The organism is Chlorogloeopsis sp. ULAP01 (assembly GCF_030381805.1).
Lineage (GTDB): Bacteria > Cyanobacteriota > Cyanobacteriia > Cyanobacteriales > Nostocaceae > Chlorogloeopsis.
This window is the reverse complement of the sequence record NZ_JAUDRH010000008.1, coordinates 67282-79828: the sequence shown is the minus strand read 5'-3', so window position 1 is coordinate 79828 and position 12547 is coordinate 67282. Positions and strand designations below refer to the sequence as shown.

Annotated in this window: 11 protein-coding genes; 4 read left to right on the top strand and 7 right to left on the bottom strand. The window is 39.5% G+C overall.

The genetic code is table 11. The annotated features are described in order from the left end of the window. Positions 1–103: 103 nt before the first annotated feature. The 4 genes from QUB80_RS17160 to sodB all read right to left on the bottom strand — a co-directional run bounded on the left by QUB80_RS17160 (position 104) and on the right by sodB (position 3351). Entirely contained in the window at positions 104–793 is a 690-nt protein-coding gene (locus QUB80_RS17160; protein ID WP_289790736.1) for a PHP domain-containing protein, read from the bottom strand. 352 nt (positions 794–1145) lie between these two features. Then, positions 1146–2174 carry a phosphoribosylformylglycinamidine cyclo-ligase gene (gene purM / locus QUB80_RS17155; RefSeq protein ID WP_289790735.1) on the bottom strand — a complete coding sequence of 343 codons (1029 nt, stop codon included), beginning with the start codon at positions 2172–2174 and terminating at the stop codon, positions 1146–1148. A 137-nt stretch (positions 2175–2311) separates the two neighbouring features. Then, positions 2312–2518, bottom strand: coding sequence for a hypothetical protein (locus QUB80_RS17150; RefSeq protein ID WP_289790734.1), 207 nt, complete (start codon positions 2516–2518; stop codon positions 2312–2314). Between the two features lie 230 nt (positions 2519–2748). Next, positions 2749–3351, bottom strand: a complete 603-nt coding sequence (sodB, locus tag QUB80_RS17145) for a superoxide dismutase [Fe] (protein ID WP_289790733.1) — start codon at positions 3349–3351, stop codon at positions 2749–2751. A 425-nt stretch (positions 3352–3776) separates the two neighbouring features. Between sodB and QUB80_RS17140 the strand changes: the two genes are divergently transcribed. Then, on the top strand, positions 3777–4271 hold the full coding sequence (locus QUB80_RS17140) for an ureidoglycolate lyase (protein WP_289790732.1): 495 nt from the start codon (positions 3777–3779) through the stop codon (positions 4269–4271). A 35-nt stretch (positions 4272–4306) separates the two neighbouring features. Here the strand turns inward: QUB80_RS17140 and QUB80_RS17135 are convergent, their stop codons facing one another. The 3 genes from QUB80_RS17135 to QUB80_RS17125 all read right to left on the bottom strand — a co-directional run bounded on the left by QUB80_RS17135 (position 4307) and on the right by QUB80_RS17125 (position 7578). Further along, positions 4307–5263, bottom strand: a complete 957-nt coding sequence (locus QUB80_RS17135; protein WP_289790731.1) for an aldo/keto reductase — start codon at positions 5261–5263, stop codon at positions 4307–4309. A gap of 432 nt (positions 5264–5695) precedes the next feature. After that, a complete protein-coding gene (locus QUB80_RS17130; RefSeq protein ID WP_289790730.1) occupies positions 5696–6664 on the bottom strand; it encodes a beta-1,6-N-acetylglucosaminyltransferase in 969 nt (322 codons plus the stop codon). A gap of 89 nt (positions 6665–6753) precedes the next feature. After that, entirely contained in the window at positions 6754–7578 is an 825-nt protein-coding gene (locus QUB80_RS17125; RefSeq protein ID WP_289790729.1) for an alpha/beta fold hydrolase, read from the bottom strand. 872 nt (positions 7579–8450) lie between these two features. Here QUB80_RS17125 and QUB80_RS17120 point away from each other — a divergent pair. From QUB80_RS17120 to QUB80_RS17110, 3 genes are all read left to right on the top strand, one after another. Further along, the gene (locus QUB80_RS17120; RefSeq protein WP_289790728.1) at positions 8451–10283 is read left to right on the top strand and encodes an aspartate kinase; all 1833 of its coding nucleotides are present in this window, start codon (positions 8451–8453) and stop codon (positions 10281–10283) included. 135 nt (positions 10284–10418) lie between these two features. Next, positions 10419–11474, top strand: a complete 1056-nt coding sequence (gene rtcA / locus QUB80_RS17115; RefSeq protein ID WP_289790727.1) for an RNA 3'-terminal phosphate cyclase — start codon at positions 10419–10421, stop codon at positions 11472–11474. Between the two features lie 12 nt (positions 11475–11486). Further along, positions 11487–12320: an alpha/beta hydrolase gene (locus QUB80_RS17110; RefSeq protein ID WP_289790726.1), complete on the top strand. Its 834-nt coding sequence runs from the start codon at positions 11487–11489 to the stop codon at positions 12318–12320. Positions 12321–12547 lie beyond the last annotated feature (227 nt).

Below are 12547 nucleotides of genomic sequence, written 5' to 3'. Positions count from 1 at the left end.
ACCAGGAGTAATACTAATTTTGGATTTTGGATTAAAAACATTGATTAATAGACTAGTTCAGAATTTTGAAATCAGACTCCCTCCGCAAATTTTATATAATTATTTACAATCGTTGCAGAAGACTTAATCCATGAGTATCAGTTCCACAGGAATTGTAAAGCCCGTGTTTAGCAGCTAATTGTTGCACTTGTTGTGATTCTACAGCACTCGGTTTCCAAGGATTAGGGTTGTTGTAGGCGTAAAAACTTTCCACACCATTAATACCAATTTCGGCAGCAGCAGGAATTAAGTCTAGATGCGATCGCCTGTAACGTGCGGGGTGAGCAAGTACTGCTAAACCACCAGCTTTGTGAATAGCAGCAATCACATTTGCCGCTTGATATTCTTCGCCTGTAACAATTCTCCTTTGAATATATGGTTTAATGCTTGGATGTTCTAGGTCGAAAGCATAACCCAAAATGTGGACTTCCACACCTAAAAGATTGGCATTAATTTCTACACCAGTCCAAAGCTGAGGAACTTTAGCGTCTGGATTGTGATGCTGCCAATTTTTCAGCCAGCTTTGTGCTGCTTGGTATCCACCGACAGTGTGGTGATCGGTAATAGCAAGCCCTTTTAAGCCGATAGCGATCGCTTGCTCCATCAATATATGTGGCTGCAATTTTCCATCAGAGTAGATGGTATGCATATGAAAGTTAAAATACCTTGGACAGCTTTGGGCATTAATATTTTGAAATACCTCTGCCAAGGATTCTTTAGTCGCAGAATAAGTCGGAGCAAAATTGACAGCCATAACCCCCTCATTTCTAACTTAGGTAATATTTACCACTCCAACACGACAAACACATAGCTTGGTCAATTCCAGCACTTTAATGTAGTGTTAGCAGGCTTTTTTTAAGCTTAGTTAGCTAAATTTTTCAATATGTTAAGACTACGTTAGCAAATTCAAACGCTCGTAGTCATGAGTATTTCCGATTAGCGATATCAAGAAAGTCAAAAGTATTGCCAGTTAAGGCATTTCTTCTTGAATAAAAAACCCAGAACGCAGAATCCAATTATTAAGACATTTAAACGCTACACGAATCTTCACCTTTACTCGCTCAATATTTTTTTGCCATATTTTGGATTTTGACTTCTGAGTAATTTTACTCAGGAATTCCTACTAATTCACCTGAGCCAACAACTACCTCACCGATCGCAAAAGCCGCAATATTTTGTGACTCAAAGTAGGAAATTGCTTGCTGTGCTTGTTGGGGAGGCACAAGCAGCACAAAACCAATTCCCATATTAAAGGTGTTATACATTGCTTTACGGCTAACTAAACCAGCCTCCGCCAGCCACTGAAATACTGGTGGAATTATCCAACTAGTAGTATCAATTTGAATTGCTTGTTCTTGCCCTAAGCACCTGGGTAAATTTTCAGGTAATCCACCGCCTGTGATATGAGCCATACCGTGAATTTCTAGCCCTGCTTGGCGTGCAGCCAGAACGGGTTTGACGTAAATACGGGTGGGGGTGAGGAAAGTTTCTCCTAAAGTTTTGCCACCAAGTAATTCTGGGCTATCGCTCCAAGCAAATCCCCGATCACTAATAATTTTTCTTACCAAACTGTAGCCATTACTGTGAACACCAGCACTAGCGAGAGCGATCGCTACATCTCCTACTTGTACCTGAGAACCATCCAATAGCTGGCTCTTTTCCACAATTCCGACACAAAATCCAGCCAAATCATACTCACCTACCTGATAAAAACCAGGCATTTCTGCTGTTTCTCCTCCCAACAAAGCACAACCAGCTTGTTTACATCCAGAGGCGATCCCCGCAACTACCTGAGTTAACTGCTCTTTGTCTAGCTTGCCAGTAGCCAAATAATCTAAAAAAAACAATGGTTCTGCGCCAGATGTCAATACATCATTCACGCACATTCCTACTAAATCAATACCAACGGTGTCATGACAGTTGAGAGCTTGAGCAATTTTGAGTTTTGTACCCACCCCATCAGTTCCGGAAACTAAAACGGGTTCTTTAAAGCCTGTTGGTAGTTGAAAGCAACCACTAAAACCACCCAAACCGCCAAGTACTTCCGATCTAAATGTGCTGTTAACCAAATTGCGAATTTGAGTTACAAATGCTCGACCAGCCTCAACATCAACTCCTGCGTCCTTATAGTCCATTACTCAAAACACCGTTATCAATCCACCAACCACTTAGGCTATCATCACATATTTTGTCATTAGTCATCTGTCATTAATCAATTGTGAAAGACCAATAACAAATGACCCATGACAAATTACGATTGACTATTAACTAATTAAAACACTTGATCTTCGATACCATGCCACCATTCACCCAGATTCATTAAATCCTCGTGAATGTCTGCTAATGCTTCGGCGTACTCATTTTCGGACAGTTTATCTCGATGCTCTTGGAGCTTCTTTAAGCGTAGCTGTACTAACAACCACGGTTTAGCGAAGCTGTTAGTAGCTTCCAGATACTGTGCTAATTGTGTGCTATCCATATACTGAGTTTTGAATTTGGTATTTTAGATTAGTCATTGGCTCTCACACCCTTATTCATAAGTAGAAGCCTTTTCATGCCTCTACTCAAAATATAGATTGACTTCGTTAATACAAATCGCACTTGTGCAAAAACAAATCAAAAACAGTCACGACTAGTTTCGTGACTGCTTTTAACTATTTGAGCTAGAAAACATCCAAAACTTAAATAGTCGGTTAAATTTTTGACTAATTAAGCTTTGCTATATTGTTCAGCAGCAAAATCCCAGTTCACCAAATTGTCTAAGAAATTCTTGATGAATGCAGGACGAGCATTTCTAAAGTCTATGTAGTAGGCATGTTCCCAAACATCCAGTGTCAGGAGTGGTTTTTGCCCATGAACAATAGGATTTTCTGCATTGGGGGTTTTGGTGATTTTTAAAGTCCCATTATCGTCTACCAACCAAGCCCAACCACTGCCAAACTGAGTAGCGGCAGCATTGGAGAACTCTTCCTTAAATTTGTCAAAACTACCAAAATCTTTTTCAATTTTGGAACCTAGTTCACCTGTAGGCTGTCCTCCACCTGAGGGACTCAAGCAATTCCAGAAGAATGTGTGGTTCCAAACTTGGGCAGCGTTATTAAAAATGCCCGTTTTTGAGGAGTCTTTAAAGGAGATTTGGATTACCTCTTCTAGAGGCTTATTGGCAAGTTCTGTCCCTTCAGTCAGCTTGTTGAGGTTATCTACATAAGCTTTATGATGTTTACCATAGTGATACTCGAAAGTTTCAGCTTTCATCCCATGTGATTCCAAAGCATCCATAGGAAAAGGAAGGGGGGGCTGTGTAAATGCCATGTGAAATCCTCTCTTGACCGTTTTTTAGTTTTCAGCTTCTTGTTAAGGAAGCTAACAAATTTACAAGCTCAGTGTTCAGCAGTTTGAGATGCTTCAAACTGGCACATAAAACTTAACACTTTGATCTTACTAGCAAATGCGGCACTGAGAGCGTTAACCAGTACTAGTACAAGGATGAAATTACTACCAAACTAAAAGCTCATCAAGCATTAACACCAAAAATCTATCGCAGGATTGATCAAAAGCCTAGAATAAGCATTACTAAAAATCGGCGATCGCAAAAATCCTATGAGTTAAGCTTCAGCAGCAGTCTAAGTATTAGTTATATTTATCACAAAAAACTTGAACTATCTACAGGCATGAGGGCGTTAGCTAGTTGTATCAAATATGAATAGTAAAATAATGACGATGCAAAAAAATAAATTATGAATACATCCAAGACAGTACAACAGTTGCAGGCACAATGGGTGACACCAGAGAATTTTCGCCGTTATGGACAGGTAATTTTTCCTAGTCAAGATGGCAAAGTCTTTGATGCAGAAGATGCCAATTTAGTTCTAGACAAAGGCACACCTCGTTTTTACATCATGCGGTTGGAGCGTCGAGGGCGAAAGTTTCATAAAATCACTCGTCATAGGCAATGCACTCAATGTCTGGGTTCATTGGAAGGCAAAGACTGGTTGATTGCAGTTTGTCCCCCTGATCATGATGTGGATGAACCAGATTTAGCAAATATTGCTGCTTTCCGAATTCCAGGGAATTGTTTTATTAAATTAGAGGTGGGAACTTGGCACGCGGGGCCATATTTTGAGCATGAAGTTGTAGATTTTTATAATTTAGAGTTGAGTGATACGAATGTGGTGGATCATTTTACTCATGATTTTTTACAGAGTCAGCAAATAGAATTTGAAATCGTTTAGGTAATTGTGATTCCGCATTGAAGATCCTAACCATACTAAGCCCAAGCGCGGTAGAATGTACTATCCTGCCAAATTTCAGCCGTGCGTTTCTCAATCTCTGCTAATTGTGTATTACTCAGTTGCTTAAAAGTACTGGCTACCTTAACGTTTTCTTCTAATTGCTTTGGATCGTCTGCCGCTATTACGCAACAATGTACTCCAGGTTGGGATAGTGTGTAACCCATTGCTTGCTGCATTCCCCTCAAAGCACCTGCTTGAAACAACTTCCCATAAGCTGGTACTTTCATTGCAATGACACCTACATTTTGTTTCTGAGCTTCTGATAAAACTGTCGGAAAGAACGGTTGCGGATGATTTTTTTCGGCGGCATTCACAGGAATTAGGGTGGTGTGGAAGGGATAGCGACGCAACCCTTCAATAATTACTGTTGGATTGTGGTGTCCTGTAATACCAGCAAAGCGCACGAGTTTCTGTTGTATTGCTTCTTCTAAAGCTTGAATTGCTCCTGATTTGCCAAAGATAGTGTCAAGTTGTTCGGGATAGGCAACAGCATGCATTTGCCATAAATCTAGATAATCTGTATGCAGACGTTTGAGCGATCGCTCTAATTCTCGCCATGCCCCATCCCGATCTCTTTTATCCGTTTTGGAAGCTAAAAAGATCTGGGAACGATAAGATGGCAGCACTTTACCGAAATGATCTTCACTAGAGCCGTAGTTAGCAGCACTATCAAAGTAACGAACTCCTAGCTCTAGCGCTCTTTCAATAATAGCCACAGCATCACGTTCTCTGTCTTCTTTGTCTAATGGTGTTTTTGAACCTGCACCACCCAACCCAAAGATTGGAACTTTTACCCCTGTACGTCCTAGCAATCGTTCTGGTATCGTTGCAGTACTAACGGAATTTTGTTGCAAGCTGTTTGCTCCTACAATGCCACCAGCAGCAGCCACGCTGGTAATTAAGAAGTTGCGCCGTGTCGTTTTTTCCGTCATCGCTTCTCAAAATTATGTACAAACAGAACTTGTACAATTTGAAACTATTTATATAGTTATTATTTATTACTCAAGATAGATATTTTTAGAGACTATTTATAAAGTTAATATTAAAAGTAGGGTGTGTTACGGCTATGTAGGGATTTGAGTGTTTAAGAGAGTCAGATTAGCCGTAACGCACCAGTAAATGCGGCGCGTTACTGGATTGTTTCAGCTAAAATAGTGCAATAGATTTTGAGCTATTTTTTGATAAATCAAAATTTCTGATTTTTCCTAATGCACAAATTTAGTCTAGACAGTCCACTACAATTTAAGATTTACTTTATAAGTAATCTCGTACTTCTAGAAATAAATATTTTAGTATCTGACTCAAAACGTGAGCTAAGATTTAAAAATTATATTGTATTAATTACTAAATTTTATCAAATACAATCAGCGAACTAAGCCTTCTTCCTTAGCTGCAATAGTTTGCAATATTCTTGCATCTAGCATATCTAAAATTTTACTATCGACAGACATATCAAATTTTCTAGCAAAATGAATTTCGTCCGAAATTAAGTGTGAATAATGATTAACTGTAAGTATACGAGGATGTCCTTGTCGACTATTCGTAAAATCTATATAACGCTTATTGTCATTACAAATATTAAATAATTCACTATTAATTAAAATAGTTTGTATAAAAGATTCATCAGGAAGACACGTCTTTTGATAGTACGTAATTAGCTCAGGATTTTGATTACAAAAATAATATAGATATTGAATGCATTTTAATGAAAGAGTATGAAAATAGGAGCCTCCATAACAAGCAAAGTATTCATTAAATGGAGTGAAATTAGCACGAATTCCCGCTGTTATTCCATAGGAGGTATGAACACGAATGTAAGGCTGAATGTTATTGATAATTCTTCGTGAAAATTTAATTAATCCTTCTTGCCAGGGTGGTAGTGATTCAGCTAATTTCCTGTATTGGTAAAGATAGCGATCGCGTCCTTCCTTACTGCCCCAACAATTTTTTTCACAATCAGAAAGTGCATTAAAATGAAATAAAAATGCATCATATTCGGTTTCGGCAAGAAATTTCTCAATTTTAGGTAATGGTTGGGTGGGATAATCTTGACCAGTGAGATTAATTAGCCAATCAAACTTAATATTGTGGCTAAATAGCCAGTGAACAGCATCCAGATAGCCTTTAATGAGTGAAAAATCTCCTCGTCCTCCTTGATTATTAATAATCTCAAAATTGGTTAAATTACCAAAGGTTTCTTTGTCTAACTTACAAAAATAGGGGTTATGGCTGATTAATATATAGGATTTGGGACTTGATTCTTTAATAATGTTAACTAGTCTATAAATTTGCTCTGGATTTTTATGAGTTTGAATTAGATAAACAATTTTCATAAATTTACCCACAATTTTATAAACAGCAAAAAACTAGGTTATCAAATGCTTTCGGAAATAGCTAAGTTTTAAAGTTTCCTAATCACTTGTTAAAATTTAATATCTAACTGAACAGTAATCAACCACTTAGCGATCGCCTCATTTATCAAATCAGAATATTCTATCATCACCAGATGTCCTGCTTGATTAATGTGTAAATGAATACTGTTGGAAAAATAACTTGCTAATTTTTTTCCCATGCTGTGTGTAAATATTTTATCTTGACCGCCAGTAATCACTAAAGCAGGGACTTGTAAATTTTTGGGTGAAGGGTAACGGGCAAAAAAATCATAATTCCAAAAGATTTTCAACGCTTTGTAGGCAGAGAAACCTGTCGATATAGAATTTTCACTAAGAAACTGTTTTACCAATTTGTGATGGTATGAGGTTGAAAAAAAGTTTGTCAGTGTTTGTACGGCAGGTACCTTGTAAAGAGAACTTCCTCCCAAAGCTATCAACTTCATCAAAGGAATTTCCCACCAAGGTATTAAATTATGGGTTCCGCCAGCAATAGCGATGATGCCACTAATTGGACGATACTGAGCCAACTCTAAACCAATAGAAACTCCAAAGTCATGACAGCATAAAATAGGTGAGGAAATACCAAAATGATCCAACAATCGCCCTAAATCACGACAATGTCGCCCGATGGAGTAGCGCTTGTAAGGGCTAGATTGTCCGTTTCCTGCTAAATCATAAGCCAAAACTTGCCAACCTAAACTTTGGCTAAATTCATACTGAGAACGAAAGTCGAAGCGGTTTCCCATTACTCCATGGATAAATACCACAGCAGGATTTGTACCTCGACTGTGACAGACTTGTAAATTTACTCCACGCCGTAGATGAATGCTTGAACCGAAGGCATCTTTCATCATAGTTAGTTAGCTAGCAGTTGGCGGTTTTGAAATCGAATCATCAAGTAATTGCTTTTGGAGTAGTCACCCTCGGTATAACTATTGGTAGCTTTGACATTGCGCCAACTATTTTTGACAAATAACACCTAAACATTGAATTCTACGTGCGTTATGTTTCAATTTTGTGCCAATCTTGTGTCAAAGTAATGAAGTTTTCACGACAACTTGCAATACGTTAAAGATAGCTATGCATTAAGCAGTCCTACATCAAAAAGTTTTACAGGCATGAATAAAGAGAAAGTGAGCCAGACAATGAGACAAAAGGAGAAACCTTGACTTGTAGTTCCGTAAATCAGCATTCTTTCAAGCAAAATCTGCACATGCTGGCTGTTTGCCTACTCATATACTCAATTAGGTTTTGAAAGCTGTTATGTTCAAAAAACTACAAATTTATCTGCTGTGATTAGATTTTTGCAGCAGCTATGTAAATTTTATTGTCTTATAATATACAACTATTCTAATCAAACTTTATGAAAACCTATTTATTAGCAATTTTTGCAAGTGCAGCACCCTTCTTGGAAGATTAGGTGTCTTAGAATCTATAATTTTTTGATTTTTTCCTCATACAAATTTATACCATAGGTATTTAAGGGTAATTATTATCTAATTGAGTAGTTTATTACTTGCTTTCTAGAAGAATCACAGCAAATTTACTAGAAAAGTATAAATTTAAGCATGGTATTAAAATCTCATCAAAAAAAATGTAAAATTCATTATCTGTGTGTGATCTGATTCTGATAAGTTAATTAAACTAATATACTGGCAATCTTTTCTAGACTTCTTTATTCAGCGCGGGTGTTGATAAAGCAAGCACAATCCATCTAGTTAAACTTATGGCGCTCATAGTTCAGAAATTTGGTGGTACATCTGTCGGTTCAGTCGAACGCATTCAGGCTGTGGCACAGCGCGTTTACAAAACCGTAAAAGCAGGAAACTCTATTGTGGTGGTGGTTTCCGCAATGGGTAAAACCACCGATGGACTCGTGAAACTGGCGGCAGAAATCTCCAAAAATCCTTGCCGCCGAGAAATGGATATGTTACTTTCCACAGGTGAGCAAGTATCCATTGCCTTGTTAAGCATGGCCTTGCAAGAACTTGGGCAACCTGCAATTTCTCTAACTGGTGCTCAAGTAGGAATAGTGACTGAAGCTGAACACACCCGCGCTCGCATTTTACACATTGAAACAGAGCGGGTTGAAAGACATATTCAAGAGGGCAAAGTTGTTGTTGTTGCTGGTTTCCAAGGTATTAGCAGTACGGAAAAATTGGAAATTACAACCTTAGGGCGTGGTGGCTCGGATACTTCAGCAGTTGCCCTCGCCGCAGCATTACGAGCGAATTTTTGTGAAATTTATACTGATGTGCCAGGTATATTAACTACCGATCCCCGCCTAGTGCCTGAAGCACAACTAATGGATGAAATCACCTGTGATGAAATGCTGGAACTCGCCAGCTTGGGAGCCAAGGTGTTGCATCCCCGTGCGGTGGAAATTGCCCGCAACTACGGTGTTCCCCTGGTAGTACGCTCTAGTTGGACAGAGGAACCCGGTACTTGGGTAACATCGCCTCCCGTCAAAGAGCGATCGCTCGTCAACTTAGAAATTGCCCGTTCAGTAAATGAAGTACAATTCGACACCAATCAAGCTAGAGTTTCACTATTACGGGTTCCAGATAAACCAGGCGTTGCAGCACAGCTGTTTGGAGAAATTGCTCGTCAAGAAGTAGACGTAGATTTAATTATTCAGTCAATTTATGAAGGTAATACAAATGACATCGCCTTCACAGTAATGACACCAATTTTAAATAAAGCCGAAGCCGTAGCAGCAGCGATCGCCCCAGTTTTGCGTACTCACAAAGGTACAGAAACCACAGAAGCAGAGGTAATGGTTCAGCAAAACATTGCCAAAGTCAGCATCGCAGGTGCAGGAATGATTGGACGTCCTGGAGTTGCAGCTAAAATGTTTGCTACCCTAGCAAAAGCAGGCGTGAATATCCAGATGATTTCCACCAGTGAAATCAAGGTTAGTTGCGTAATTGATGCCGCAGAATGCGATCGCGCCGTTGCTGCCCTGCGAGAAGCATTTGAAATAGACAACACAAAGACAGAAAATTTCTCCGCGTCTTTAAGCCCCCGCGTCTTTGTTTCCTCTTCCTCCACTCCCCCCGTGCGTGGTGTCGCCCTCGACATGAATCAAGCTCGTCTTGCCATTCGCCAAGTGCCAGATCGCCCAGGGCTAGCAGCGAAGTTGTTTGGACTATTGGCGGAAAAAAATATTAGCGTAGACATGATTATTCAGTCGCAGCGCTGTCATGTCATTAATGGAGTACCAAGGCGAGATATTGCCTTTACTGTAGCGCGGTTAGATGCCGAAGAAGCTCAAAAAATGTTACAGCAAGTAGCAGCAGAGTATGGTTGGGGTGAAGTTGCACTAGATCGGGCGATCGCCAAAGTGAGTATCGTTGGTGCTGGCATGGTAGGGCAACCAGGAGTCGCAGCAAAAATGTTTGCAGCGCTGGCACAGCATCAAATTAACATTCAAATGATTACTACCTCAGAAATAAAAATTAGCTGTGTAGTAACACAAGAAGAAGGTGCAAAAGCTTTGCAAGCCATTCACGCGGCATTCGGACTAGCAGGTAGCGAAAAATTCGTAGTACCAGCTTAGAAAATTTTACTCTCACCTCATACCATTTTGGATTTTGGAAAATGGAATTGGAAATCGCCTTCTGTATCAGGGTTCCATTTTTCAATTAGTATTAAAACTTCTAGAAGGCTCCCCTAAAGGCTACTTCAATTTATAATGATTCACATTGATGGTTCCTATGGCGAAGGTGGAGGGCAGGTTCTTCGCACTTCCCTGAGTTTAGCTGCTATCACCAGTAACCCCATAAGTATTCATAACATCCGTGCTAAACGCAAAAAGCCAGGGTTAGCAGCTCAACACCTAACAGCAGTTCGCGCCGCCGCCGCAATTTGTAATGCCAAAGTGCGGGGCGATAGTTTGGGTTCTACAATGCTGGAATTTATTCCTGGTGGTACTATCAACACCGGAAACTACACCTTTGACGTGAGTGAAGCTCAAGAAGGTGGTTCCGCAGGTGCGATTACTTTAGTATTACAAACAGTCCTCTTGCCTCTATCATTAGCAAGTGGTGACTCCCAAATAACACTAAGAGGTGGAACCCACGTTCCTTTTAGCCCACCAACAACTTACCTTGAGCAAGTATATCTACCCTTACTCAAGCGGATGGGCATACAAATGGAGATGCAACTAGATGCTTGGGGGTGGTATCCCCAAGGCGGGGGTAGGGTGAGACTGTGGGTGAATGGTGGTAGAAAACTTAGCGGGATAAACTTAGAGGAACGCGGTAATTTGCAACAGGTACGGGGATTAGCAGTAGTGACAGAACTACCTTCCCACATTCCTCAAAGAATGGCTAGCCGTGCCGAGAATTTATTGCGCGAAGCAGGATTGAAAGCTGTTGTGCAACCATTAAGAAATAAAGGCATAGCATCTGGAGCAGGTTTATTTCTCACTGCTGAGTATGAAAATAGTTTAGCCGGGTTTAGCGCCTTGGGGCGTGTGGGTTTACCTGCCGAGAAAGTTGCTCAAATAGCTTGTGAGGAACTACTGGAGTTTCATCAAAGTGGTGCAGTAATAGATGAACATTTAGCAGATCAGTTGTTGTTACCAGCTGCTTTGGCTGCAAATCAAAGTAAGTATCGAGTAGCCAAGGTGAGTATGCACTTGACGACAAATGCCTGGGTAATTGAAAAATTCGGATTGGCAAAGATAACAGTAGATGAAGTAGAAAAGATGGTGACAGTACAACCTTCTCTACTATTGCCAAGCTAAGAGAAAATATTTATGGCTAAAAGGCGTCTTAGCGAACTATTATTTGGTGATTTTACTTGGAAAAGATTGATTAGCTCGCTTGTATTTATCTATATATTTTTTGCTGTTTATATTTTTTTTGGGGCAGATAGCATGATTTTTCTACCTCAACCATCTAGCTATCAAGATACAAATGAGATTATAAAGTTGACTAGTGCAGATGGTACAAAACTTTCAGCAATTTATTTTTTTAATCCTACAGCTACAAACACTATTCTTTATGTTCACGGTAATGCTGAGGATTTAGGAGATATTAAAGTTGTACTCGAAAAATTACGCAATCTGGGATTTAGCGTCTTTGCATACGATTACCGGGGCTATGGCACAAGCGAAGGAAAACCTACAGAAAAAAATGCTTATCAAGATATCGATACTGCTTACAATTATTTGACACAACAATTAAAGATTTCGCCACAGCAAATAATTGTTTTTGGACGTTCGGTTGGAGGTGGTTCTGCTGTTGATTTAGCAGCCCGGAAACCTGTTGCAGGCTTGATTCTAGAAAGCACTTTTATTTCAGCATTTCGGGTTGTTGTGCCTTTGAGAATTTTGCCTTTTGATAAGTTTGCCAATCTGGATAAAATCAAAAGAGTAAATTGCCCAGTATTAGTGATACATGGTAAAGCAGATAGAACTATTCCTGTTGCTCATGGAAAAACGCTATTTGCTGCTGCACCATCACCCAAACTTTCTTTATGGGTAGACGGCGCAGATCATAATGATTTAGCTTGGGTGGCTGGGAAACGGTATGACGAAATTTTACGAGAATTCGAGCAGCTAGTAAACAACAATAGAAATCACGTCTAATGTAAATTAAAATGGCAAGCAAAAATTATGTTTTAGAAATCGACCACCGATAAACCACCAGATGCACACAGATGATTTATCTGTGTTCGTGATTATCCTAAACAATAAACCCTGACGCAGAAGACGAATTTTAATCCAAAATCTAAAATCCAAAATAGTACGAGTTCGGCTAATTCACATTATACGTATTATACGTAAATTAATAGTTGTGTAACCACTCAACAAAT